Source organism: Bartonella vinsonii subsp. vinsonii, assembly GCF_902825235.1.
Classification (GTDB): domain Bacteria; phylum Pseudomonadota; class Alphaproteobacteria; order Rhizobiales; family Rhizobiaceae; genus Bartonella; species Bartonella vinsonii.
This window is the reverse complement of record NZ_CADEAJ010000001.1, coordinates 532,856-557,378: the sequence shown is the minus strand read 5'-3', so window position 1 is coordinate 557,378 and position 24,523 is coordinate 532,856. Positions and strand designations below refer to the sequence as shown.

Genomic DNA, 24,523 nt, shown 5'->3' with positions numbered 1-24,523 from the left:
GCCCCAGAATGGGAAAAACATCTCTTGCGACCAACATTGCCTTTAACATTGCCAATGCTTACAAGCGTGATGGCACAACACAAGATAATGAGGGAGGTATCGTTGGATTCTTCTCCTTGGAAATGTCATCAGCGCAACCTTAGCAAGAGATCTCTTAAAACATAATAGACAAGGTGAACGCTTGTGTGGGTGGAAACATGGCTAGAAAAACCACAAAAAAAAACACCGAACTTACAGAAGCCGAAAAAGAGATGCTTCAAGAAATGATATTTACCTATCAAAGTGTGAAAATGATGTCTCGCTTTATGAAATGGATAGCCTTTTTTCTCTTTTTGCTTATCCTCGATTTTTCTCGCCTTATAGAGGCAATAGATAATATCTATGCACATTTAAAACAGTGGTTTTCAAAACACTAAAAACTTATCCACAAAATCTTATCTCTGATGCTTAAAATAGGAGGAACGAGGAGAAAGTTAAGTGAAATGAACATGCTTAAAGAGTTCAATGGTCTCATTTGTGGTTAACGATGCTAAAAAATAAGCTTTTATAATATTTTATTTTTCTATAATAATATTAATTATGGATTTTTTAACTTCGGTATATATAATACATTATGTGTTTAGATATAGAGGGATTTTTATGAAAACAAAAATTTTAACAACAATATCAATTTTCACTTTAATGGCGACTTCAGCCGTGCAAGCAGCGGATACCGTGGTTCTTCAACAACCAGAGCCGCGTGTTTCACCCACTCTTGTTGCTCCGCCTTTTTCTTGGACCGGTCTTTATCTTGGAGGACACATTAGTGGTTTTTCAAGTAAAAACTCTTTAAATTATTCTCAAGATGCGACAACGGGGAAATGGGCTTGGGTTGAGAAAAGCTTATCTCCCAAACCATCAGGATTTGGTGCAGGTCTTTATGCGGGTTCTAATATTGATCTTGGAGATAATTTTATTTTCGGTGTTGATACGGATCTCACTTGGTCTGGAAAGAAAAACACCCAAACGGGTGACGAAGAAGAAATTTCAGATGACGATGCGTTAGACTCTATTAACGCTGTTCTTAAAGAAGCTGGACTTCCTATTAACAGACCTGGAGCTGATGATGAAACAATCCCCAATGTTGGCGACATTGTTCAAAGCAGCGTTACTTTAAAAGAACAGTGGTCTGGTGCAACACGTGTACGTATTGGTTTTGCTTCAAATCGTGTGATGCCCTATATTGCTGCTGGTATAGCCTATGGAAAGATGCAATATAGCATGTCAATTTTGTCCAAATCAGAGGAAGATCCATCTTTTATATTTGCTTCTGGCAAGGTGTTTGATGAAACACAAACCATGATTGGCTATACAGTGGGTGGTGGACTTGATTTTGCAATGACAGATAATCTTATCATGCGTGCAGAATATCGTTATTCTGATTTTGCTAAAAAGAAATTTGCAGATGATAAGCTTGAAATAAGCTCCAAGATTAATAATTTCCGTGTTGGTTTAGCTTATAAATTCTAATTTATTGCAAGATTAAAAACAAAAGAAAACGGCTAAGAAACCCCGCCTCAGGCGGGGTTTTACTTTGTTTGCTGTAAAAGTTATACCGTAAAAACTGCTTTCATGGCAGCAATCATAGCGGGGGAAGAAGAGCTCATCAATAAAATCCGCAAATAAATTTGTGCGATTGTGCGATTGTGCGATTGTGCGATTGTGCGATTGTGCGATTGTGCGATTGTGCGATTGTGCGATTGTGCGATTGTGCGATTGTGCGATTGTGCGATTGAAGTGAACAATATGCTATTTAAAACTTGTCAAGATATATTTGGCATAGATATGATATACTGATCAAAGGAGCATTGGAATATACAAAACATCTATCGGAATTGGGAAAACAGAACTTTCAATAAAGGCAATAAACCAACCAGCAATCCCCCCTAAAACAGAACATACAGTTGCAATAAAGGCATGACAATAAGCCCGCTTGGGATGGATAAGGAGCATATTGTTTTTTAAAAAATCCATTTTTTTTAAACATTTTGGGCGTCAAAACCGCCCCTTGATGCGCAAGAAGAGCTTTGATAATTTTCAAAAAATGATGTTGATATTGTTTTGCTCTCCCATCTCCTCACCTTTTGCAAAAATCTTCATAAACGGAGAGTAACAATTCTCATAAACTTCGAAAACGTCACAAGAATGATATGTTAAACTCTCAAGTTCCCTCTCTTTTGCCCGTATCATTTGAAAAAAACTTAGTGCAATTTTGCATCAATCACAGCTTCACCGGCCAAAAAGAGCTTCCTTTACATAAAGCGGTCAATTTTTTTAATTTGGTGATTTTTGGGCCCCTCTTTTCCTTAAAAGATAAAGTTTCTTAAAACACCAACAATTCGGTAACAGAATGATTTTTTCAAGGGGGAACAGCTGCTCACTACGAAATACGATCCCTCGATAAGCTGGGGAAAGATTTCCCTAAATACACCTCATGGAATATTCCTTCAAACGCACATTTCTTTCTATTTCTCTCTTTTGTTGATGCAAAAGGAAACTGAAATCACACAAAACGGCATTGTTTTTTTTAATATTGCATGAAGAGTGTTTTATACGTGAAGAGGATCTTATATTACCACTCTGAAGGACAATATCTCACACAACAAAGAAGTATCACCTGAAAATAAAGGATAACATAAAGTGGTGCGGGTGGTCGGACTCGAACCGACACTCCTTTCGGAACCAGATTTTGAGTCTGGCGCGTCTACCAGTTCCACCACACCCGCACACTGTTATACAGGACTGTCATAAAGAACAGACTTTCCCATTATCTCTTTGCTCTATATGAAGAGAAACAGATTCGTCAACACTAGACTTCTGTTTTTTTAAGAATTCGTATTATTTTTATTCCATTCATTTTGGGGAGTATTTGCCCCACTTCATTTTTGGAGTATCATTTGTAAAGTCTTTACCTCTTAGAGATATGAAAGCCCTCATGATATTGAACAGACTAAAGCTTTGGACGATTTCTTTAGCAAATCGGCGTACAGCACCCCATTGGCTTGGGTTCATTGCCTTTATTGAAAGTTCTGTTTTCCCAATTCCCATAGATATTTTGTATATTCCAATGCTCCTTATCCATCAAAAACGAGCTTATCGTTATGCCTTTATTGCAACTGTATGTTCTGTTTTAGGGGGGATTGCTGGTTGGTTTATTGGACACTTTGCCTATGACACACTTGCCAAACCGATTTTGGAGTTTTATGGTCAAATTGAAAATTTTCAAGCGCTACAAAACAGTGCAACACTGCAATTTCTTATCATTTTGCTCATTACTTCAGGTTTTTTACACCTACCTCCTATCAAGATTGTCACGATTTTGGCAGGTGTTATAGGTGTGCATCTTGAAATTTTCATTCTTACCTGTATTTTTGCTCGTGGCGCTCGTTTTTATCTTCTCGCATGGCTCATTCAGCGTTTTGGACAACAAGCAATGAATTTTCTGGTCCGACATTTCAAATGGATTGTTTTCATTGGTTGTGTTACTCTCCTCTCGGTCTATGGGGTTTTTATAGCTTTTGTGAACAAGCACCTTTTATTTTAAGGAACACGCTCAATGACACACATTTTTTCTTCTCATCCTACTCTTTTGAACAAGCATCTTCATCTTGAACCAAGCAGAAAAGAGCTAGCTTTATGGGCTTTTTTTCTCGCTTTTTGCCTTTCTGCTACAATTATCCTAGCGCTTTATTTTGAACATATTGGAGGCTATCTTCCCTGTGATTTATGCCTCATGGAACGTTTGCCCTATTATGGCGCACTCCCCTTTTTGATTTTAGCAGGTTTTGGAGCACAATCTTCCCGCATGTTTTCTTGGGTACAACTTTTATTTTGGTGTGTTTTTGTTCTCATGAGCATCAGTCTTGTTTTAGCGGTGTATCATGCGGGTGTTGAATATGGTTTTTGGCCAGCTCCTTCCAGTTGCGGTGTAGGAGCAATAAGAAGAACAACGGACGTTAATCAATTGTTCAATCGATTGAACAATATCCATCCTCCCTCTTGTTCTGAAGCGCCCATGCACTTTCTTTTTCTTTCATTTGCCGGTTGGAATGCTGTTGCGAGTTTGTTTTACATGCTTGTCAGTTTTTATATCGCTTCAAAAGGGCTTCTCAGTTATAAAAAACTATAAAGGCAAAAGACAGAGTGAAACCGCAGCACACCCATACCCCTAAATACCCTTCTCCCAGCACCAGCACCCTCGCCTGACACAAACCTCGTTTTCCAAGCGCAGATCTATAAAAACAAAAAGAGCAAATGCATGCATTTTATGATTTTGCCTCCCTATACTTATTAAAAACATTTTGATACAAACCCGCAATAGAAAAGCTATAAGACAACAAGTGAGGGGACCGATAAATATAAATGGTCTGCCATGGCTGAAGATAAGAATACAACGCCTTCTCCCCTTTCACCTATTTCCTTAGATATAACCAAACTTGAAGAACCATGTGTTATGATGGAACATGATCATAATGCATGGCGCGAGCATATAAGAGAAAGAGATTTAAATGCTCCTTACAAAAAACCACCTCATATAAAACCACGTCTTAAATCGGCACCACGCATCAGGCAAGTTTTTTGGTGCGATTTTCCTCATGATTCGATACTCCCTGAATTTTGGAAAAAGCGGCCTGTTTTAGTGCTTTCTAAGAATGCCAAATTATATGGGAATGTGACAGTTTTGCCTTTTTCAACGAAATCACAACCCAATAATCCCGCTGCGTATCCAATACGATCTCCCATAGAGAATAAAAAAGCATGGATTATCTGCAATTATGTCACAACAGTTTCTGTAAGTCGTTTAAGCTGCTCACGTACCATTCCAAGATTATCCAGCGAAGATTTTCATAAAGTTGTAGCTCTAATGCTCAAACATTTACCGCATTTACACCATTGACTCTTTAAAAGAATAAGCGTATATATAACGGCATATACGGCATTAGAAATGATGACCGCTTCCCCGAAAGGGGAGATAGGAACGAAGGAGTGGGCAACCACTCCTTTCGTCATTTTTACTGTTCTTTTAAGAAGTTTTTTAGCGACGCCTTGCAAGTTCTTCAAGGATATCTTTGATCTTTATTCTCTACCCTTATTCTTTTTTGAAATCTCTATAAATTGGTTGAACAAAGTACGCTATTGATACTCTTAATCCGGTAAAATTTTTTTAATGAAAATGACCGTAATGTACCCCCCCCCATTATCATTGCACAAAATCATTGTACAAAAAGTCGTGATACCATCGCATAAAAGATGTTATACAATAGAAATACCCTTTCAAGGTTAAAATACCATTTTTATAATCTCTAGATGGTATAACTTCTTGATCACGACAACTCTTGAAGTGTTCAAATGCTAAAATCTACCAAAAGAGACGTGATCTCACCATCTCCTCATTGACTCCCCTCAATACGAATTGAAAAAATCTCTCTTTTTGAAAAGAGCAATAAGCATCAATATTTAAGACAAAAACAACACAGAGACCTTCCTCTATCCTTTAACAGTTCAATTTTGGGAGAGAGAGAGCCAACAAAATTCTTAGAGCATCTCAATCATATCGGTTTGCATACCAAATTATAACTGATGAACAAATAGAACACTTAACCAAAACCGTAGATCACCACTCTAAAGAACAGTCTTTTACGAGAGTAAATAAAACTATGACTCCACACAGCAACATATCTCAAAAATTGTATCCATAATGCAAAGCATTTTAGAGAGAATTATAGCACATTAAAATTACATTATGTATTTTTATAAAAAGCATTTTATATATTTAGAATTATCCGATAATAACCTGTACTTGTAATGATGTTTTGTGAGAAAAAAACCACAAGAAATACAATAAAAACAATAAGGTAATTTAAAATACTTTCTCATTTAAAAGCAGAATTTATAGATTAGTCATTCAAGTTAACAATAAAAATTAAGTAGTTGACAAAATATATAAACTATGGAAATGAGTTGTAATAATACAAAATGTGTAGTTGAGTCTTTTGTATTAAAAACACCTTAAACAGAGAGGAAAAGATGCGTCATAGGATGCCACAGTATTTTTTTCTGTTTAGAGGGTGAAATGGAAAAACTTACTTTAATTAAAGTTTTTAAATTAGGTAACTATCATGAAAATATTTAAAAATTTTGTGTTATATAGTGTTATAATAGCCTTTTTCTTTTGCCAAAGTTCAGGATCTCATGCGCATTCCTTGAAGAGTCTTTCTCAAGAGGCTCGTTTTACTTCTATAATGTCAGAAGAAAGTAAGGGTATTAAAAAAGGTGTTATAAAGGTATCAGATTTGACAGGAATAGAGGCAGAAATTTTGGGCCTTATTGTGTATCTTGCGTATTTATGTACGAGAAAGCTCAACTCCACTCATCTAGGTTATGAAAGAATGTTTGATGCTTTTAATCAGTGAGTTTGTTTAATATAATAACATAAACTGTAATGTGAATTACAGTTTATGTCTTTTTTATATTCAATGTATATTGTTGACTTTTCCTTATCTCACCATAACCTCAACTATATTCCTACACGTAAAATGTTATAAATGAAGCACTCTTTGCCTGTATGCGTGATAACAAATAAAAGTTGATCTCTTTTTTTCAGATTAAAAATACGCATTTGGCAATGGATTCATAAATCACCATAATGAGAAACATGTCTCCTAGCATTTTACAATTTTAACTTGCTGTAATCATATAAATTTAGATGCAAAACAGCACGATACAGTATCATTTCGCAACGATTTCGTGCTCAGAAGTACCAAGACACTTTTTATCGTACTTATAAGTTTTATGGGACGCGTCATGACTCTTATTGTAAGATCAATAAATAAAGCAATTGATGCGAAAGGTTGATAGAATTTATGAATGTTACGTGATTGAGCTCTTTTGTTCTACGGTGAATTATGACACTCACACAGCACCTATCACAAAAACCTTCTTATCATTGTTGGATCAATATCATCATGAAATGATCTCTCTACTCAAACAATCTCCTCTATAATCCATCATACGTCTAGAGGATAACAAACACGTTATTTTTAAAAATCAAAGAAGATCTGCATGCATGCCAATATAAACTCAATAGAATTGAGACACTGCAACTGTTTCATTTTCTTCTCATAAATCTCTTTCGAGAAAGGAAAAGCGACCTCCCCAACCTAATTCCTCGACACGATTCCTGAGCATAATCAGCTCAATATGGACAACCAACACGATTAATAGCATTTTTGAGAACCACATTTTATCACTTCTCCTGCCTCATTTTATTTTCTTTACGCACCAATTTTAGGTACCCACACTCTTCTTTTCCCAACATCCCAGCATTCTTTTTTCTCAGTGCAACCTTTTTGCAATTTTTCAGTTTTTAAATTTTGGATTGACTTTCATTTTTATTATCTTATATCTTAGAATTATTCTAAAGTGCAAAGGAACAGAAAATGTTGAGATCGTTTTTTTCATTTGTACAACGTAAAGCTCTGTCCTTTCGTTCAGCACAAAACATGATAATTCATACGCTCAAAGCAAAAAAGAGACATGCCTCGCTTTATTTAAAATACGCAAAAGCTCTTCAATCTTATTCTCCCAAGCAAGCAGCGATTTTCGCAGCCATGGGCATGCACGAGCTTGAGAATTATAAGGAGCTTCTTTGCCTTTCCTGTAAGAATCGTGCACATAATCATTATGCCAGCAATAATCATGCGAGAGCGGTAGGTTCATTCTGTAACCACCCAGCTCTTTTAGCAAGCAAGCCTGCCAGCGCAACCCCTCGAACAGCAGTAAAAACACCAGCAGCAAACACAAATAAAGGCATGAAAAAATCATCTAAAGCGCATAGACAATTTCTTTTGACGTGGGTTCAACCTGGTCTTGCAGGTTTAATGGATGGCTCTGTCTCTACTCTTGCCCCCATTTTTGCTGCTGCTTTTGCAACGGGTGATACGCATCAAACCTTTTTGATAGGGCTTTCAGCTTCAATTGGCGCGGGTCTTTCGATGGGGTTTACAGAAGCAGCCCACGATGATGGAAAATTATCCGGTCGTGGTTCTCCCTTTAAAAGGGGCCTTGCTAGCGGCATTATGACAACGCTGGGGGGATTAGGCCATGCCCTTCCTTATTTGATCAACTCTTTTTATGTTGCAACAATCATTGCATTCATCATTGTTTTTTTCGAACTATGGGCTATCGTCTGGATCCAAAACAAATTCATGTCAACTCCCTTTTGGCGTGCATCTTTACAGGTTATCATTGGTGGAGCACTCGTTTTTGCTACAGGGATCTTCATTGGTAGTATTTAACAAACACTATGAAAAATAAGCATTTACCGTACAAAACAAGCAGTGGAGATCATCACCCCATCGATAGGTTTTTCACTGCTTGTTTTAAAAGGATTCTTTTGTTAGAGCTATGTTTGTTTTTGTTATTTTGGAGATGCTTTTACCATGCCTTCTACGCACCTGAACAACCAAAAGAACCCCATTTCAGCCAACCCATCTCCTCACCCTTCGCAAAAAGTGACCTTATCGGTCCAACGCCTTGAACATGGACAAGACTTAGAGCTTCCTCACTACGCAACAGCTGGTTCTGCTGGTCTTGATCTCCGCGCAGCAATTGGAGAAGGAGAAACCGTAGTCCTCGCACCGAGGCAACGTGCCCTTATTCCAACGGGTTTGATCTTTCATCTTCAACCAGGTTTTGAAGCACAAATACGCCCACGTTCTGGTTTAGCCTTAAAGCACGGCATCACATGCCTCAACACTCCAGGAACAATTGATAGTGATTACCGTGGTGAAGTCAAAGTCCTTCTTATCAATTTAGGGCAAGAAGATTTTTCTATCGAGCGTGGCATGCGCATTGCACAAACGATTATCGCACCGGTGATTCAGGTAAATGTTTGTGCCATTGAGCTGGATGAAAACGAGAGCTCCCAAAACAATGCAGAAAACCAAGCTGCCAAAAGCAGAGGCGCTGGTGGTTTTGGTTCAACAGGGCAAATTTAAGCAGCACTCAGTGTAAGAAAAAAGGGAAATGGGCGCCCTCGCACAGCAGCAATGCGCCCTTAGATCTGATTTTTCACCTTCAGTTCAAGGTGAAAGAACAAATACACCCCCACGTTCTGCAATCTTAAAGCATACGATCACATGCTTCATGCTTAAAAACAATAGAGTGTGATAAGCCGATGGTAAAAGAAAAGGATTTCTCACCCATTTGGAGCAAGAAGATTTGTTTATTGAGCATGGCATGTGCATTGCACAAACACTCACCACATCAGTGATTCAGGTCAATGCCAAAAAATTAAATAAATCCCAGAAATTCAAGTCAATGTTTTTGCCCTTGAACTAGATAGAAAAGAGAGCAGCCAAGGCAATAAAGCAAGCCCCCAAAGCAATACAGAAAAACAGGGTTCCAACAGGTCGAGAAGCCAAAACGAGAAAAAGGTGGTTTTTGTACAACAAAAAAGACTGAAAAAGAAAGAAACGGCAAAGCTCTATAGACAAACTCTTACTCTACAGAAGAAACAGCTCCCGTCACAGAATGATTGGTGTTTACCATATCACTCGTTACCACCGCACGCGCATCCTCTGTAACCTTCACTCCACCCGCATCGGTAGCCCCCACACCTCCCTCATTTGTAGCTCCCTTTGCAGCAACATTGGAAGATTTTTGCAACCCCATAAGACCCACTTTAGTATAGCCCGCCATTCGTATTTGATTAAGCAAATCCACGACAGCGCCATAATCAATTTCGCTATCGGCTTTGATTAAAATTTTTGTCTCTCGATTTTGCTCTGTTGCCTTTAACAAAGTTTCGACAAATGCTGTTTGACCAATGAGATTGTCCCCCACATAAAGCGAACGATCTTTTTGCAAAGTCACATAAAGAGGTTCATCAGGTTGAACCACAGAGGATGCTTTTGTTATAGAAGGAAGTTGAACCGGAATAACAGAGGTTGCCAAAGGTGCTGCAACCATAAAAACAATAAGCAACACCAGAACAACATCAATAAAAGGGGTTACATTGATCTCGTTGTGCAACCCACTGTCATCACTTTCCCAATTATCCTGAAAGTCTGCTTTCATTTTTTACGACTTTTCTGTTGACGGTGTCTATCAAGTTCACGGCTTAAGAGCCTTTCAATTGCCGCAGCAATATCACCCAAATCATTGCGATAACCACTCAGAGCACGCATAAGGCTATTATACATCACAACGGCGGGAATAGCCACAAACAACCCAATAGCTGTTGCAAGCAAAGCTTCAGCAATTCCAGGAGCCACCACATCGAGCCGCGTGGTTTGAGATTGGGCTATACCAATAAAAGAGTTCATGATTCCCCAAACGGTAGCAAAGAGACCAACAAAAGGAGCAATGGCACCAATGGTTGCAAGAACAGCACTCCCACATGCCACACGGCGTGTAGCAGAAAGCAAGCAGCGCGACAAAAGCGAATGCACCCTTTCCTTTACGCCCTCATTCATATCAATATCGCGCCCCCCCTCATCATACCGATCAATCTCCTCAAAAAAGAAGAGTCCTTCATGCGCAACGGCGGGTATCTCCTGTCTTGCATCGGTTCTTTCACCCTCCCCTTCAGAGCCCATAAAACGTACCTGCTGTGTAGAAAGATAGACTTCTTGCAAAACTTGTTTAAGGAAAAACACACCAGCCCCTTTGCTTTCTTTCAAGCTAGCAGCCAAACGCGTGAGAGTCTGCGCATGAAGAGCCAAATGAAGTTCTTGACGCACTCTTCGTTTTGCCAAAGTAATCTCAATGATTTTGACAAAAGCAATTGTCCAAGAGGCAAGAGAAGCCAACAACAAAAGAACGATAACGGATTTTACAACAAAATCAGCCGCCATAAACATAGAAAAAGGGGAAAGATCATGTGCTGTAAATACAGCAGACGTGCTTTCTAAGGGTACTGTCTCAGATTCCATTTCTGTCTCACACCGTTATAGACTTCACTTGTGTCTTACAGCTGTGTCATCAAACCCAGCAGCATTCCCCTTCCACAATGCCACGTGCCTCTATAACATCACTTCGTGTTCAGTCTAAAAAATAAAACTTGATAAATCAAGTATAGTTTTATTTCAAAAAACCTCTCTTTCAAGAGGAATATTTCAAGAAATTTTTCTCCACACGAATAAGAATAAATTTATCGGAAAAATAAGTTTATTGTCCACAATGACTTAAAACAAACCACCCTCATCAAAGACAAACAACAAGAGAGAAGTGAAAACGCATCAGGGGATCGCTATTTCATAACCGTAAAGCAGTACACAAAAGACCTTTCTAGACTTTTTCCCAAGTTTTGTTCACATCCCCTCACATCACATCCCCTCACATCACATCCCCTCACATCACACCCCTCCACATCACACCCCCCACAGGCAAATAAAGACTTATGACTTCAAAACATTTTTAAATTGAAAAAGAGAAGGAACTAAAAAAACCGTTTAGCGTTACAAAAGCAGTGAAAATTTTACTCCAATGCAAATGATCACCATGAATACAGATAACTTAAGTCATGATGAGTCAGAGAGGGAAAGAACATCATGGCAAACAATAAAACAACGGAGAATTGTAAAATGACAGCAAAAAAAAATCCACAAGGACAATTTGATAAGTTACGCAATGACGTTTCAGAAGTCACTTCAACACTAACAGATCTTGGTGCAAGCAAATTAAACAAAGCCAAAAACAAAGCCGAAGAACTGTATAAGACAGCAAAGGAAAGCAGTGGAGATATTCTTTCTCAAGCAAAAGATAAAATTGGCGATCTTGAACAAAACATGAATCAATATGTTCGTAAAAATCCGAATAAAAGCGTTTTATTTGCAGCGGGTATTGGTTTTATTCTTTCTCAATTATTGCGTCGTTAAGCAATGCATAAGTTTATCGCTCCCCTGTTAAACCATCTTGTCGGCGGAGGGCTCCAAAGCACCGTCAAGCAAGTGCGCCTTCAAGCAATTTGCTGTGGTATTATCGGCATTTCCTTGTTCGTGTCGTTGCTTTTTTTATGTATGATGGGTTTTATTGCATTATGTTGGATTATGAATCCCTTTGCAGCAGCCACCACAATGTTTTTCATTTGGCTTGTTCTTGCCGGCTTAGGGTCTGTTATTGTCCGCATTCTTAAGACTTCTCAACACTACGCTCAACAAAAGAAGTCGGAAGAACAACGTCATGAACTTATGACAGACGCAGCACTTTCCGGCATTGCGCTTTTAGGTCGAAATCTTCCCTTTGCCAAATTGAGCGTTCCAGTTCTTGGGCTTGCAACCTATTTTCTGTGGAAAAAAGACAAAAAAAGCCACCTTTCAGATTAAGATATGCAATTGTGCACTTCTAATCCCCCGGTGTTTTCCCTCAATTGAGGGAAAACACCATTTTTGTTTCTCAATGAGCTTTTCCCTCTTCACAAAGTGAGAGCAGCTTTCGTGTCTTAAGGGGGCGCATTCTCACAGCTGAAGAGTAAACAACCAAACCACATCATTTTACACTTTTATTATTTAAGCATGATAAAATAATCCGAATATCCGATAAGAGAGCATCAAGGGAGATAAAAGCAAATCTCAGAGATTATTTCGTAAACGATCAAAGAGCATCTGCAACTTTCAACAAAGATGACACGCATCAACAGCCAAGCTTCTCGCACGCCCTTTTGAAAGCATATCTGATCAATATCATGAGGATTGAAAATCCACCCTCTCCATCACGAGAACCTCAAAAACTTTCTGCCCCTCTCCTGCAGCCCCTCCTCTTCAAACATTATGTCCTTCAAGGATCGTATCCTTCAGGCAGTATGCAAGAAGCTCAGCTTCAAGAGCCTCTCTTTAATCAACATCAACAAAGGTGCAAAATCTCTCAATTTGCAAAATCCTCTGTTTCTTCAAGAGCATGCGTTCTTCTCAAACACACGCCATCTCTTTTTATTGTTTTCTTTTTTATGGATTGCCTTCAGGCACCACAAATCGCCAGCCCGCTTAAAAAAAACATCAGCTGTGCTCTTTTACCAAAAATATTTCTTGATGACACTACAGATTTTATAAAAGGATTCAGGATTCCTCAGCGGCAGTATCGACCTTTGAAAGGACATCATGATGTATAATCACATCCATCAACTCTGTCACAACAGTGTTCAGAGTTTCTCGTTCATCACCTTCAGCCATAATGCGGATAACCGGCTCGGTTCCAGAAGCACGAATAACCAATCGTGCCTCTTTTCCCAAACGTTGTGTTGCTTGATCAATTGCCGTTTTAACCGGATTCTTTTTCAAAAGATTTTTATGTTTAACCCTTACATTTTTCAAAATTTGTGGCACAGGCTCAAACCGCTTACAGAGAAGACTCATAGGGGTTTGGCTTTCTTGCATACAAGCTAAGATCTGCAAGGCAGCCACCAACCCATCACCCGTTGTGCCAAAATCACTCAGCACAATATGCCCAGAAGCTTCACCACCGACATTATATCCCTTTTGGCGCATTGCTTCGACCACATAGCGATCCCCCACATTTGTCCGAACAAGTTCCAAGCCTTTACTGTTTAAGAAGCGTTCGAGTCCAAGATTTGACATAATGGTTGTAACAACACCATTACGCTGTAACTGTCCAGTTTTATGCCAATGTTCAGCAATCACAGCAATCAACTGATCTCCATCAATGGTTTGTGCTTTTTCATCAACAAGGAGAACACGGTCACCATCCCCATCGAGAGCAATCCCCACATCCGCACGCACTTCATGAACTTTTTGTTTTAAAGAAGCCAAATCAGTTGAACCACATTTTTGATTAATGTTGGTTCCATTTGGGGTATCATGAATCGCAAAGACCTCTGCCCCCAATTCCCACAAAGCCCGTGGAGCAGCTTTATAAGCAGCCCCATTGGCGCAATCGACCACGATACGCACAGCATCCAGCCGAACATCGCGTGGCAAAGTTCGTTTTGCATATTCGATATAACGATAAATGTCGCCCTCGACGCGTTTTGCATAGCCAATTTCGGCAGAACTTGCTAAAGATTTTGAGAGATCAGTATCGATCAATTGTTCAATTTTTGCTTCCATATCATCGGAAAGCTTAAAACCATCAGGACCAAAAAGTTTAATTCCATTATCATAGAAGGGATTATGAGAAGCAGAAATCATCACGCCAAGATCAGCGCGCAACGAGCGACAAAGCATAGCAACAGCAGGTGTTGGGACAGGTCCCAACAAGAAAGCCTCCATCCCAGCAGCGGTAAATCCTGAAACCAAAGCATTTTCCAACATATAACCAGATAATCTTGTATCCTTTCCAATCACCACACGACGGGATTGGCGTTGTGAACGAAACAACACGCCCACAGCCATCCCCACTTTCATGGCAAAATCTGGTGTCATGGGAAAAGAATTGGCTTTCCCTCGAATGCCATCAGTACCAAAATATTTTTGTGCCATCCCTCTTTCCTTTACACCCTTGTTTTCTTGCAGTTAGAACAGAGCAGAAACTCTTAATACAGCGCAATCACTCCTGTCGATCACTTAACACTTTCAGCAAATCACAACACACGCCATATCCACTGCTCAGAAAAAACCAGAAAAAATCTTTGATTCTACCAACAACCACGCAATTACGCTCTTACATCCCACAGATTAAGCAATAATATTCTCTTACAGGCTTTATCTAAATGAACCCTTTAAACAAAATAAAAAAGTGCTTTTTCAAAAGACCATCCTAAAAACAATCCCTCTCCCAAACACCCCTGCTTGCACACACCGCAAACCCACCAGCCATCAACGCCTCTACCCTCACACACCGCAAACCCATCAGCCATCAACGCTTCTCCCCTCACACACAGCAAACCCACCAACCATCAACGCTTCTCCCCTCACACACAGCAAGCCCATCAGCCATCAACGCCTCCATTCTCATATTCTCCCCAATATTATTGTGAAGGCGCAAGCAATGCTTGCGCCTTTTCAAAGAATTTTTCTTCAGTTTTCTCCCCAAAACATGATCGCTCAAGCGTCGTTAGAAGGCTCTCCTTTACCACGTTCCATAGCATTTTATTTTTTATCAGTGCTTGCTTTACCTTTAGAACGATTGACTGCTTTTGTGGTATTTTTTGCGCTTTGTGTTTTTTTCTCAACGCCTTGAGATTGTGCTTTTTTCAACGCAGCATCCTGAGACTTAGCATCACTGGATTTTGTCGTTGCCTTTCCAACTTTTTCCTCTGTTTTTCCCATCTCTCCCTTATCGGCATTCATTTTACGAACGTCATCAGCGTCTGCTTTATCCGCTGTTGTCTTAGGAGATTCCGCCTTCATTGCTCCAGTTTTCGGAACAGAAGACGTGCGAGGAGCAGCATTTTCATCTTTCTGTGTTCGTGAAGGAGGCTTTCCTGCAATAACTTCGTTAATTTCAGCACCCGTTAAAGTCTCATATTCCAACAAGCCTTGGGCAAGTGCAAACCATTGTTTCTTTTTTTCTTTCAGAATTCTTGTCGCATTTTTATAAGCATCATCAATAAGCTTACGCACTTCCATATCGATCATGCGGGCTGTTTCCTCAGAGACATTTTGTGTCCGTGCAACAGAATGGCCTAAAAAGACCTCATCCTGATTATCCCCATAAGCAACATTTCCAAGGAGATCAGAAAAGCCCCACCGTGTAATCATAGCGCGTGCTAACTTTGTTGCTTGTTCAATATCAGAAGAAGCACCAGAGGTGATATTTTCCTTTCCGAATTTCAATTCTTCTGCCACACGCCCACCCATCATAATAGCCAGACGAGAAATCATCCACCGATAACTCATGGAATAACGATCCCCTTCAGGCAATTGCATCACCATTCCAAGTGCCCGTCCCCTTGGCACGATTGTAGCCTTATGAACAGGATCAGCAACAGGCACACTGAGTGCTACGATAGCATGTCCTGCTTCGTGATAAGCGGTAAGTTCTTTTTCCTCTTGTGTCATAGCGGTTGAACGACGTTCAGCCCCCATCATCACCTTATCTTTGGCATCTTCAAACTCTTGCATTGTCACGACTCTTTTATTGCGGCTAGCAGCCATAAGAGCAGCTTCATTAACAAGATTCATCAAATCAGCCCCAGAAAACCCTGGTGTTCCTCTTGCAAGCACTTTCAGATCAACATTAGGAGCTAAGGGCACGTTGCGCACATGCACTTTTAAGATTTGTTCACGCCCAGAAACATCAGGGTTTGGCACGACAACTTGTCGATCAAACCGCCCTGGTCTTAATAAAGCAGGGTCGAGCACATCAGGACGATTTGTTGCAGCAATAAGAATGATACTTTCATTGGGTTCAAAACCATCCATTTCAACCAGCAACTGGTTTAAAGTTTGCTCACGTTCATCATTTCCCCCACCAAGTCCAGCACCACGATGGCGTCCGACAGCGTCGATTTCGTCGATAAAGATAATGCAAGGTGCATTTTTTTTCGCCTGTTCAAACATATCGCGCACACGGCTAGCACCCACACCAACAAACATTTCGACAAAGTCCGATCCTGAAATGGTGAAGAACGGCACATTTGCTTCCCCCGCCACCGAGCGTGCAAGCAAGGTTTTACCAGTTCCTGGAGGACCAACAAGCAAAACACCTCTAGGGATACGTCCTCCTAAGCGTTGAAATTTTTGTGGTTCACGTAAAAATTCGACAATTTCCTGTAGATCTTGCTTTGCTTCTTCAACACCGGCCACATCTTGAAAGGTCACACGCCCTTGTGTTTCACTGAGCAATTTTGCTTTTGATTTGCCAAATCCCATAGCGCCACGTGATCCATTTTGCATTTGCCGCATAAAAAAGACCCACGCCCCAACGATAATAAAGACAGGCAGCAAAGAAAAGAGAAGATTAAGGAAAATACCATTACCAGAGCTTTCGGGAATAGCTTTGACATTAACATTTTTGTTTTCCAATTTTTCTATCAAACTTGGATCTCGAGGAGCATAGGTTGAGACAACTCTGTGTTCAATGGTTTGCCCTGTTAACTTTTGCCCTTGAATGGTCACAGATTTCAGCTCATTATTCTCAACTTTTCGCAAAAACTCAGAATAGGAGACTTCTCCTCCTCCAGAACGTTGGCTATCTCCATTAAAGAGAGAAAACGACACAATCAAAATTAAGGCAATAACTCCCCAAATGAGGAGAGAGCGGTAATTGGAATTCATATTCGGCCCACACTTTTAATCAAATCTAGATTTTCAATAGTTCCCCTTAACATATAACCTTGTCTGTCCCTTGCCAAGGGATGAGAGAATGTTTATTGTCTTTTAGGGCGATTTTTCTTTATCTTTTCACCTCAATCTTAAAAAAAGGTTCCACAACACGCACAAGAGTGGCATCTTCACACGACAACAGCCAATCAAAAGGAGCCATAATCCGCCTTACAGTCACATTTTGATGAGAAACAGCTTGAGAAGACAACTCTGGAATATCACACCCTTTGTCCTTTGAGAGCATCAGCAGCGACTGTAAAGAAGGGAAATGGGGATTTTCAAGATCGAAATTGCTGTTTTGCAGTAAAGCTTTCAGCTGTTCCAAGCTCGCCGCTCCAACTTTTATAGCATCGGTTCCATGATTGGTAATCTGATAGCGTCCATCCCATAAAAAAGTTTCACTGGGTGCAACAACCGCCTCTTTCATGTTTCGAGATTCACGCCAAAGAGCAATTCCATTTTTGTTAGATTCAATAACAGATCCAGCCAGCGTAAAACGCTGTTTTTGGGAAGAGTTGAGACAAAGCTTTTGGACAAGAGTGATCAATTTTTGAGCAGGAAGCAAATAAGAGCTCCCTCCCATTAACACGGCAAAGAGCCCAACAACAAAAGGAAAACTTGGGTGTTGTTGTAAGAATGGCGCAGGCTTTGCAATAAAACACCGTCCATATTCAACAGCAATATCGAGAGCCAAAATCAAATTGGCAACAATTTGTGCTTGTTGGCGACGGTTAAGTGTAGCCTCATGCACCCTTTGGGCGATACCGGTAAGCTTTTTGGGATGAAGGGAATGACGCACCCGCACCCGCTCAAAATTAAGATCTTCATTTGTTGGATCATCAATCCACGTTTTTCCCTGTAGACGCAAATAAGTCCGTAATGTTTCGCGCTTTACACCAAGGAGCGGACGAATCAAGCGTATTTTTCGAAGCAACAACGCCTCACGCGGAATACAGGATAAACCACGCGCATAGATTAACCCATCATTTTCAGCAAGAAGACATTTTTTTTGCGCAATATTTTCTCCACTGTCTCTAGCATCCCTCCCCCCAAAGGCCCCACGCTGCAAAACACCCTCAGTATTACGAGCATAGCCCCCATCCTGCACGCCCTCAAAGGCTCCATATTGCATAACATTGAGATTTTTTGAAAGCCGCTGGGAGCGCATCTGATAGGTCTCAGCCTGATCATTGAGCGTATGCCCTGTCATAATAAGTGTTGCACCTTGTTTTTGCGCTTCTTTAAACAAGAGATTATAGCGCGCAATACGGGCGCTTGAAGCGAGATGCGTCTTTGGCTTTTTGCCTTCCCACCGCACAATGATATGTTTAATGTGATGGGAACGACAAATTTCCGCAACAATGGAAGCTTCACGAGCTGATTCTTTACGCAATTGATGATCAACGGTAACAGCAATGATTTCCGGAGGAACAGAGAGGGTCTTTAAATGGTCTTTGACCAAAAACAGTAAAGCCAGAGAATCACTTCCTCCTGAAACTGCAAGAATCACCTTTTGACATTGGATAAAATCCGATGGCTTAAAGAGATTTCCTGCTAGCCTAATGCCCACCGTGACCGACTCCGCTCCTTTTAACCGGTTTACAAAAGATAGACTCTAACGTTTCTTTTGATTGTTTCGCAGCAAGTGTACAAGCCTCTTTGTTCTGATCAAGAGCAACCATACTGATTGCTAATTTCAGCAAAATCTCAGAGGAGTAGAGCTCTTTTTTATCTGTATACCATGCGTTAAGATAAACTTGTGCTGCTTCATGATAGCGTTTTTGTCCTAACAAAGCTTCTGCCAACCAAAACAAAGCATCATCACGCAAAGGATCTTTTTTATAGTGCTGTTGAAAAGTACAAAAAGCTTTTTCAGCATCAACATAATTGGCAGAAAGAAGTAAATTATAGCCTTTTTTATACAATTCTTTGGCAGAAAGAAGCGAAGAATCTTCGCCATGATGGGAATCAAAGCGCTCTCCTTGTTCATGAATCTTCTCTAAACGGCTTTCCTCCAAACGCTTTCCTGCTTCCTTTGCATCTTTATGTTCTTCCTTCAGATTTTCATCTGTTTTTTGCCCGTGACCATAGATTCCCTGCAAACGGCTTTCATAGTTCTCCACATGTGTCATCCTGTCTTTGGCACCACTGTCTTGAACCTCTTTTGTGTTCTGCTCCTGCAGCATTCCTTCCTTTGCAATCTGCACGTTTTCATCCAAAGCAGCGCTTTCAGCAGCACAAGAATAAACAGAAGAATCTTTTTTATCAAAAAGCTGGTGAAATTGCTTTTCGACATTTTTTAAATCATGATGCTCCAGCACCGTACGTATTCTTTGCAAGAGTTTATCCAAATCATAATCTTTAAAGAAATCCTTCTGATTTTGTAAAATAAACTCTCGACTTTGAATCATCCCCTGAAAAGAGGGACCTTCATCCGCAGCAGGCGCCACTTCCTTCACCGCCTCAGAAGCTTTCTCCACCTCAGAAGCCTTTTCCGCAGCAGGCGCAACCTCTTCCACCGCCTCAGAAGCCTTCTCCGCAGCAGGTGCCACCTCTTTCTCCACCTCAGAAGCCTTCTCCGCAGCAGGTGCCACTTCCTTCACCGCCTCAGAAGCCTTCTCCGCAGCAGGTGCCACTTCCTTCACCGCCTCAGAAGCCTTCTCCGCAGCAGGCGCCACTTCCTTCACCGCCTCAGAAGCCTTTTCCGCAGCAGGCGCAACCTCTTTCACCGCCTCAGAAGCCTTTTCCGCAGCAGGCGCAACCTCTTTCACCGCCTCAGAAGCCTTCTCCGCAGCAGGTGCAACCTCTTTCTCCGCCTCAGAAGCTTTCTCCGCAGCCGGTGCCACTTCCTTCACCGCCTCAGAAGCCTTCTCCGCAGCAGGTGCAACCTCTTTCTCCGCCTCAGAAGCCTTCTCCGCAGCAGGTGCAACCTCTTTCTCCGCCTCAGAAGCCTTCTCCGCAGCAGGCGCAACCTCTTTCTCCACCTCAGAAGCCTTCTCCGCAGCAGGCGCCACTTCCTTCACCGCCTCAGAAGCCTTCTCCGCAGCCGGTGCAACCTCTTTCTCCGCCTCAACAGCCTTGTCAGATGGAGAGTATTGGGAAGCCTTTCGCGCGGCACTTTGAGCAGAGGAAGTAAAACAGGCTATGAGAACTGCCATACAAAAGAGAGTTTTCCAATTTTTCTTACAACACATCTCCATATTTTTCTCCCCTCAAAAGCTAATCCAATAATTTAGAGAAACCATCTATTCTAATTACCGTTCATGTTATTAAGAGTTGTAACAGCACGTCGATTTTGGTTCCAACAAGAAATATCATCACACACCGCAACAGGTCTTTCTTTTCCATAAGAAATCGTTTGAATTCGTTGTGCGGATACGCCAAGAGAAACCAAATAATTACGCACAGCAACAGCACGACGCTGTCCAAGTGCCAAATTATATTCACGCGTCCCTCGCTCATCAGCATGGCCTTCAATCATAATAGAATGATAAGGATAACGAAGCAACCATTCTGCTTGGCGCATTAAAATACGTTCAGCATCAGGCTCGATTGAAGAAGAATCAAGACTAAAGAAAACGCGATCTCCAACGTTAACAGTAAATTCCTGCCCCGAACCTGGAGAAGATTGATGAAAACCATCCTTCAAATAAGAACTGTTCATACCGCTTGGTCCTCCCACATGTCTTTTGCCACAACCAACTAAAGACAATGAGAAAAAAAGAGCCACAGCTAAGGGATGAAAGAGTGTATTTTTGGTAGAGCGCATATATGGATTCTCCTTAATTAATAAGCACGAACAAAGATGTCTTCTTTTAACAGCGCTTCAAGAATAGTTGTTAATTCCTAATGAAACAGAAACTTTCTTTTATTCTTTAACTATTCATCATTTTTAAATTTTGCTGTTTTTCTTCATCCACAGTCTTTCATCCCCAACGTGCAAGAAGCTTACAGTGTCTTGTCTATCATTCTACTTTATTGTCATCTTGCTGGTTTTTCTGCAAAGCATTCAGTTTTGCAAAAACCTTATCGGCATCAAAAGTCTTGTGAGGATCATCTTCACGTTGTTCTTTATCGAAAACAGGATTTTCTGTCACTGATGCTGGAAGCAAAGACAGATCTCCCTCTACAGAAGCAGGGCGATTTTTTGCAGCCCGTTGGAGTTCAAAATCCAAATCAATTTGTGAACAAAGCCCCAACCCTACGGGATCGAGAGAAACCAAATTGGCGCTATTCCAATGTGTTCTATGACGAATTTGTTCAATAGTTGCTTTTGTTGTTCCGATCAACCGTGCAATCTGTGCATCTTTCAGCTCGGGGTGGTTTGTCACCAACCACAAGATACCATTTGGACGATCTTGACGTCGAGAAAGAGGAATATAACGCGCGCCCTTCCGTTTTTTTTCCGGAATGCGGACTCTGGACTCGGAAATTTTTAAGCGTGCATTTTTATCAGCCTCCACGCGTGCAATTTCACTGCGCGTCAATTGTCCAGAATTAATGGGATTGAGACCTTTAATACCATGGGCTGCTTCGCCATCGGCAATAGCTTTCACTTCCAACACGTGCAATTTACAAAATTCTGCAATCTGATCAAAAGAAAGAGCTGTGTTATCAACCAGCCAAACAGCTGTCGCTTTGGGCATCAAAAGTTGCGTTGCCATCTCTATAATATCCTCTCACTTTGCCTCTTTATAGCGTTCTTGAGGCAGGTTATTGCTCCTTGTGGAGCATTAGAACTTTTTCTCACACGTCAGGCGTTTTCACTCACTCTTCAATTTAAAGCGAGAGATGGAGTAAACCATTTTGGGATTAAACCATTTTTGCCATGAAATTATATTCTTTATAGCCTGATTTTTAATGAACGACAAGACATCTGTCTTGTAATGATCCTCAACAGAGTATCTTTACCTTTAAAGTGAATTTTCTTATAAAGAGTTTATTCGATCACTTATACCCTCTGTTGCGGCACATTTATTCTGAGAGAAGAGGTCTTTAATCACCTTAAGTCAGGAGAAACCCAACGGAAAGACAAGCCTTTAAACTGGAAAGAAAACTATGGCAGGCCATTCACAATTTAAAAACATTATGCACCGTAAGGGGCGTCAAGATGCGATGCGCTCGAAAATTTTTTCTAAGCTTGCACGCGAAATTACAGTTGCAGCCAAACAAGGGGCACCTGATCCAGCCATGAACCCCCGCTTAAGGCTTGCCATTCAGAATGCCAAGGCCCAGTCAATGCCGAAAGACAACATTGAACGCGCCATTAAAAAAGCTTCAGGAAACGATGTCGAACATTATGATGAAGTGCGCTACGAAGGATATGGCCCAGGGGGTGTTGCCGTCATTGTCGAAGCTTTAACTGATAACCGCAACCGCACCGCTTCAAATGTACGGGCTGCCTTCACGAAATCAGGCGGAGCTTTGGGAGAAACAGGTTCTGTAAGCTTCATGTTTCAGCGAATTGGTGAAATCATCTATAAGCCCGAAGCAGGAACAGCAGACAGCATAATGGATGCCGCGATAGAAGCTGGTGCAGAAGATGTACAATCAGAAGAAACAGGACACCATATTACTTGTGCCTTTGAAGATATTGGCGAAGTTTCTAAAATGCTTGAAGCAAAACTTGGTGAAGCAGAATCAATCAAAACCGTTTGGAAAGCCTCCACCCTTGCACCAATAGATGAAGAAAAAGCTTTATCCGTTTTACGGCTTATTTCGACATTAGAAGAAGATGATGACGTACAAAATGTTTATGCTAATTTTGACGTCAGCGAAGAGATTTTAGCAAAACTCTCTGGTTAGTCTCTCTACAATGATCCTCCATGCAATCATCCCGCATGCCACAATGATTGTGCACGCTCTTTTGTGCAGAAAACCTTCTGCACTGCTCACAAAACTGTCATTGCCTTTCATTGTGGTTGCAACATAAACAAAGCCCCACTTCAAGAGTGGGGTACTCTCATACAGGCTCAAAAAACACTTTCAAAAAATACAAAAACTCCTGTTCATTTTTTCAAGCCCCCCCTTTTCATTCTTTTTCCATCCCAAGGGGGTATCTACCCCTCAAACATCCATCCTTCATCCCTTCGCACCACCACCTCTTAATCCATGCGCACTCTCTTCATCCTCCATTCTCCCCCACACACTCTTCTCCAGTCAATTCTCTCTAGCCAACGCACTTAACAGCACTCTTCCTCCCAACTTCTCCCTCCAGTTTGCACACTCTTCACCTCCCCCAATCCTCTCACCCCACTCCACACCACGATAAAAACACGCACAATCCATAAATCGTCCGCCCATAAATCGTCCGCCCATAAATCCTCCACCCATAAATCCTCCGCTTCACTTTTACAGATAACCGTTTTTACGCTTTTACATCATTACAGAAAACAGCTAAACAAAAGATTCATCACCCCACGCTATTCTGTAAACTAACCCAGCTTTTTGCCTAATATTCTCACAATCTTCAGACGCCCCCTCCTCAAACAACAGCACTTCATCAGGCTCAACAAATCAAGCCCTATAAATATTCCAGCTCTTCACTCCCCCCTCAAAGAGCAGTGTTTTACGGCATAATAGAATAGAAAATTCTTGATTTCTCTTGCCAGTTTCCTGAAATTACTTTACTACTTAAAGGGTGAGTTTGGTCGTATACGCGACGATCAATAGGGAACTGAAAGCCCGAAACCTCGATACATAAGAATGAACCCACTTTTGTGGGTGTCCCGGGATTCCGGGAGATTTTGCTATGTCCAGGTGCGATGAGCACTAAAAGCAAAATGCTGATTCGAGGTCAGTGCTTTCAGGCTCCCGGAATACCAATGCGAGGGCGCTCGCAACCGGAGGGGGGCTTGAAGTGCCAACTAAAAATCCACACTTTATCGACATTTTGATAGGCAAAAGAATCCATCACAGACGCATTTCAATAGGGCTTTCCCAAAAAGAATTAGGGAGCCATTTAGGTGTCAGTTTCCAACAAATCCAAAAATACGAAAAAGGCTTAAATCGTGTAAGCGCAAAATGTTTGCTGGAAATCGCCAACATCCTAGAAGTCCCTATTACCTTTTTTTATGCAGACATTGTTACAAAAGAAGATATGCCCACAAAAGAAACTCTCTTACACCACGATCAAGAAACCTATAGTGAAAAAGAACAGGTACTTGTAAAAAATTTTAGAGAGCTCAAATCTAAAAAACAAAAAGCAATCTTGTGGTTGATGTCTGATTAAGCAAAAGAATAACAATTAACATTATTCC

24 protein-coding genes, 1 tRNA gene and 1 pseudogene are annotated in these 24,523 nt (G+C 40.9%); 13 read left to right on the top strand and 13 right to left on the bottom strand.

Features of this window, described 5'->3' with window-relative positions; genetic code table 11:
- The 3 genes and pseudogenes from J7R12_RS09190 to J7R12_RS02370 form a co-directional block, all read left to right on the top strand.
- Positions 1–137 (top strand): annotated as a pseudogene (locus J7R12_RS09190) (DnaB-like helicase C-terminal domain-containing protein); the annotation flags it as partial.
- Between the two features lie 60 nt (positions 138–197).
- The gene (locus J7R12_RS02375; protein WP_197721509.1) at positions 198–416 is read left to right on the top strand and encodes a hypothetical protein; all 219 of its coding nucleotides are present in this window, start codon (positions 198–200) and stop codon (positions 414–416) included.
- A 223-nt stretch (positions 417–639) separates the two neighbouring features.
- On the top strand, positions 640–1,509 hold the full coding sequence (locus J7R12_RS02370; RefSeq protein ID WP_126601787.1) for an outer membrane protein: 870 nt from the start codon (positions 640–642) through the stop codon (positions 1,507–1,509).
- 80 nt (positions 1,510–1,589) lie between these two features.
- On the opposite strand, the gene J7R12_RS02365 is transcribed toward J7R12_RS02370, so the two are convergent.
- The 3 genes from J7R12_RS02365 to J7R12_RS02355 form a co-directional block, all read right to left on the bottom strand.
- On the bottom strand, positions 1,590–1,784 hold the full coding sequence (locus tag J7R12_RS02365) for a hypothetical protein (protein WP_126601789.1): 195 nt from the start codon (positions 1,782–1,784) through the stop codon (positions 1,590–1,592).
- A 52-nt stretch (positions 1,785–1,836) separates the two neighbouring features.
- Positions 1,837–2,013, bottom strand: coding sequence for a hypothetical protein (locus J7R12_RS09185; protein WP_425320863.1), 177 nt, complete (start codon positions 2,011–2,013; stop codon positions 1,837–1,839).
- 667 nt (positions 2,014–2,680) lie between these two features.
- Positions 2,681–2,765: transfer RNA gene (locus tag J7R12_RS02355), tRNA-Leu, on the bottom strand.
- Positions 2,766–2,974: 209 nt separating this feature from the next.
- Here J7R12_RS02355 and J7R12_RS02350 point away from each other — a divergent pair.
- The 6 genes from J7R12_RS02350 to dut all read left to right on the top strand — a co-directional run bounded on the left by J7R12_RS02350 (position 2,975) and on the right by dut (position 9,038).
- Entirely contained in the window at positions 2,975–3,583 is a 609-nt protein-coding gene (locus J7R12_RS02350; RefSeq protein ID WP_126601791.1) for a YqaA family protein, read from the top strand.
- A 12-nt stretch (positions 3,584–3,595) separates the two neighbouring features.
- On the top strand, positions 3,596–4,168 hold the full coding sequence (locus tag J7R12_RS02345) for a disulfide bond formation protein B (protein WP_126601793.1): 573 nt from the start codon (positions 3,596–3,598) through the stop codon (positions 4,166–4,168).
- Between the two features lie 243 nt (positions 4,169–4,411).
- Positions 4,412–4,936, top strand: a complete 525-nt coding sequence (locus J7R12_RS02340; RefSeq protein ID WP_126601795.1) for a type II toxin-antitoxin system PemK/MazF family toxin — start codon at positions 4,412–4,414, stop codon at positions 4,934–4,936.
- Positions 4,937–6,158: 1,222 nt separating this feature from the next.
- Positions 6,159–6,452, top strand: coding sequence for a hypothetical protein (locus tag J7R12_RS02335; protein WP_126601797.1), 294 nt, complete (start codon positions 6,159–6,161; stop codon positions 6,450–6,452).
- A 1,026-nt stretch (positions 6,453–7,478) separates the two neighbouring features.
- Positions 7,479–8,336 carry a VIT1/CCC1 transporter family protein gene (locus tag J7R12_RS02330; protein WP_126601799.1) on the top strand — a complete coding sequence of 286 codons (858 nt, stop codon included), beginning with the start codon at positions 7,479–7,481 and terminating at the stop codon, positions 8,334–8,336.
- Between the two features lie 144 nt (positions 8,337–8,480).
- On the top strand, positions 8,481–9,038 hold the full coding sequence (gene dut / locus J7R12_RS02325) for a dUTP diphosphatase (RefSeq protein WP_126601801.1): 558 nt from the start codon (positions 8,481–8,483) through the stop codon (positions 9,036–9,038).
- 502 nt (positions 9,039–9,540) lie between these two features.
- Here dut and J7R12_RS02320 read toward each other — a convergent pair.
- A complete protein-coding gene (locus tag J7R12_RS02320; RefSeq protein WP_126601803.1) occupies positions 9,541–10,119 on the bottom strand; it encodes a biopolymer transporter ExbD in 579 nt (192 codons plus the stop codon).
- Positions 10,116–10,976, bottom strand: a complete 861-nt coding sequence (locus J7R12_RS02315; protein ID WP_126601805.1) for a MotA/TolQ/ExbB proton channel family protein — start codon at positions 10,974–10,976, stop codon at positions 10,116–10,118. The genes J7R12_RS02320 and J7R12_RS02315 overlap by 4 nt, the downstream gene beginning before the upstream one ends.
- Positions 10,977–11,594: 618 nt before the next feature.
- Between J7R12_RS02315 and J7R12_RS02310 the strand changes: the two genes are divergently transcribed.
- Both J7R12_RS02310 and J7R12_RS02305 read left to right on the top strand, forming a co-directional pair.
- A complete protein-coding gene (locus J7R12_RS02310; RefSeq protein WP_126601807.1) occupies positions 11,595–11,921 on the top strand; it encodes a DUF883 family protein in 327 nt (108 codons plus the stop codon).
- 3 nt (positions 11,922–11,924) lie between these two features.
- Positions 11,925–12,368, top strand: a complete 444-nt coding sequence (locus tag J7R12_RS02305; protein ID WP_126601808.1) for a hypothetical protein — start codon at positions 11,925–11,927, stop codon at positions 12,366–12,368.
- 729 nt (positions 12,369–13,097) lie between these two features.
- On the opposite strand, the gene glmM is transcribed toward J7R12_RS02305, so the two are convergent.
- The 7 genes from glmM to J7R12_RS02270 all read right to left on the bottom strand — a co-directional run bounded on the left by glmM (position 13,098) and on the right by J7R12_RS02270 (position 21,928).
- Positions 13,098–14,477, bottom strand: coding sequence for a phosphoglucosamine mutase (gene glmM, locus J7R12_RS02300; RefSeq protein ID WP_126601810.1), 1,380 nt, complete (start codon positions 14,475–14,477; stop codon positions 13,098–13,100).
- Positions 14,478–14,716: 239 nt separating this feature from the next.
- Positions 14,717–14,854, bottom strand: a complete 138-nt coding sequence (locus tag J7R12_RS02295; protein WP_164713714.1) for a hypothetical protein — start codon at positions 14,852–14,854, stop codon at positions 14,717–14,719.
- A gap of 232 nt (positions 14,855–15,086) precedes the next feature.
- The gene (gene ftsH / locus J7R12_RS02290; RefSeq protein WP_126601812.1) at positions 15,087–17,216 is read right to left on the bottom strand and encodes an ATP-dependent zinc metalloprotease FtsH; all 2,130 of its coding nucleotides are present in this window, start codon (positions 17,214–17,216) and stop codon (positions 15,087–15,089) included.
- Between the two features lie 118 nt (positions 17,217–17,334).
- Positions 17,335–18,834, bottom strand: coding sequence for a tRNA lysidine(34) synthetase TilS (tilS, locus tag J7R12_RS02285; protein WP_126601814.1), 1,500 nt, complete (start codon positions 18,832–18,834; stop codon positions 17,335–17,337).
- The gene (locus J7R12_RS02280) at positions 18,824–20,458 is read right to left on the bottom strand and encodes a tol-pal system YbgF family protein (RefSeq protein ID WP_208439028.1); all 1,635 of its coding nucleotides are present in this window, start codon (positions 20,456–20,458) and stop codon (positions 18,824–18,826) included. The genes tilS and J7R12_RS02280 overlap by 11 nt, the downstream gene beginning before the upstream one ends.
- A 56-nt stretch (positions 20,459–20,514) precedes the next feature.
- Positions 20,515–21,033 (bottom strand): peptidoglycan-associated lipoprotein Pal, encoded by a 519-nt coding sequence (gene pal / locus J7R12_RS02275; protein WP_126601818.1) that lies wholly within the window; start codon positions 21,031–21,033, stop codon positions 20,515–20,517.
- A gap of 196 nt (positions 21,034–21,229) precedes the next feature.
- Positions 21,230–21,928, bottom strand: a complete 699-nt coding sequence (locus J7R12_RS02270; protein ID WP_126601819.1) for a DUF1013 domain-containing protein — start codon at positions 21,926–21,928, stop codon at positions 21,230–21,232.
- 394 nt (positions 21,929–22,322) lie between these two features.
- On the opposite strand from J7R12_RS02270, the gene J7R12_RS02265 reads away from it, so the two are divergent.
- A complete protein-coding gene (locus J7R12_RS02265; RefSeq protein WP_126601821.1) occupies positions 22,323–23,069 on the top strand; it encodes a YebC/PmpR family DNA-binding transcriptional regulator in 747 nt (248 codons plus the stop codon).
- Positions 23,070–23,423: 354 nt separating this feature from the next.
- Here J7R12_RS02265 and J7R12_RS02260 read toward each other — a convergent pair whose 3' ends face one another.
- A complete protein-coding gene (locus J7R12_RS02260; RefSeq protein WP_164713715.1) occupies positions 23,424–23,597 on the bottom strand; it encodes a hypothetical protein in 174 nt (57 codons plus the stop codon).
- Between the two features lie 526 nt (positions 23,598–24,123).
- Between J7R12_RS02260 and J7R12_RS02255 the strand changes: the two genes are divergently transcribed.
- Positions 24,124–24,495 carry a helix-turn-helix domain-containing protein gene (locus J7R12_RS02255; RefSeq protein WP_126601823.1) on the top strand — a complete coding sequence of 124 codons (372 nt, stop codon included), beginning with the start codon at positions 24,124–24,126 and terminating at the stop codon, positions 24,493–24,495.
- Positions 24,496–24,523 lie beyond the last annotated feature (28 nt).

Bases quoted from the DNA above. Each gene is read 5' to 3' on its own strand.
- J7R12_RS02330 (WP_126601799.1), top strand. From the start codon at position 7,479: ATGTTGAGATCGTTTTTTTCATTTGTACAACGTAAAGCTCTGTCCTTT.
- J7R12_RS02370 (WP_126601787.1), top strand. From the start codon at position 640: ATGAAAACAAAAATTTTAACAACAATATCAATTTTCACTTTAATGGCG.
- dut (WP_126601801.1), top strand. From the start codon at position 8,481: ATGCCTTCTACGCACCTGAACAACCAAAAGAACCCCATTTCAGCCAAC.
- J7R12_RS02350 (WP_126601791.1), top strand. From the start codon at position 2,975: ATGATATTGAACAGACTAAAGCTTTGGACGATTTCTTTAGCAAATCGG.
- pal (WP_126601818.1), bottom strand. From the start codon at position 21,033: ATGCGCTCTACCAAAAATACACTCTTTCATCCCTTAGCTGTGGCTCTT.
- J7R12_RS02295 (WP_164713714.1), bottom strand. From the start codon at position 14,854: ATGGCTGATGGGTTTGCGGTGTGTGAGGGTAGAGGCGTTGATGGCTGG.
- glmM (WP_126601810.1), bottom strand. From the start codon at position 14,477: ATGGCACAAAAATATTTTGGTACTGATGGCATTCGAGGGAAAGCCAAT.
- J7R12_RS02265 (WP_126601821.1), top strand. From the start codon at position 22,323: ATGGCAGGCCATTCACAATTTAAAAACATTATGCACCGTAAGGGGCGT.
- J7R12_RS02340 (WP_126601795.1), top strand. From the start codon at position 4,412: ATGGCTGAAGATAAGAATACAACGCCTTCTCCCCTTTCACCTATTTCC.
- J7R12_RS02375 (WP_197721509.1), top strand. From the start codon at position 198: ATGGCTAGAAAAACCACAAAAAAAAACACCGAACTTACAGAAGCCGAA.
- J7R12_RS02270 (WP_126601819.1), bottom strand. From the start codon at position 21,928: ATGGCAACGCAACTTTTGATGCCCAAAGCGACAGCTGTTTGGCTGGTT.
- J7R12_RS02345 (WP_126601793.1), top strand. From the start codon at position 3,596: ATGACACACATTTTTTCTTCTCATCCTACTCTTTTGAACAAGCATCTT.
- J7R12_RS02315 (WP_126601805.1), bottom strand. From the start codon at position 10,976: ATGGAATCTGAGACAGTACCCTTAGAAAGCACGTCTGCTGTATTTACA.
- ftsH (WP_126601812.1), bottom strand. From the start codon at position 17,216: ATGAATTCCAATTACCGCTCTCTCCTCATTTGGGGAGTTATTGCCTTA.
- J7R12_RS02310 (WP_126601807.1), top strand. From the start codon at position 11,595: ATGGCAAACAATAAAACAACGGAGAATTGTAAAATGACAGCAAAAAAA.
- J7R12_RS09185 (WP_425320863.1), bottom strand. From the start codon at position 2,013: ATGGATTTTTTAAAAAACAATATGCTCCTTATCCATCCCAAGCGGGCT.
- J7R12_RS02260 (WP_164713715.1), bottom strand. From the start codon at position 23,597: ATGGGTGGAGGATTTATGGGCGGACGATTTATGGGCGGACGATTTATG.
- J7R12_RS02320 (WP_126601803.1), bottom strand. From the start codon at position 10,119: ATGAAAGCAGACTTTCAGGATAATTGGGAAAGTGATGACAGTGGGTTG.
- J7R12_RS02335 (WP_126601797.1), top strand. From the start codon at position 6,159: ATGAAAATATTTAAAAATTTTGTGTTATATAGTGTTATAATAGCCTTT.
- J7R12_RS02280 (WP_208439028.1), bottom strand. From the start codon at position 20,458: ATGTGTTGTAAGAAAAATTGGAAAACTCTCTTTTGTATGGCAGTTCTC.
- J7R12_RS02305 (WP_126601808.1), top strand. From the start codon at position 11,925: ATGCATAAGTTTATCGCTCCCCTGTTAAACCATCTTGTCGGCGGAGGG.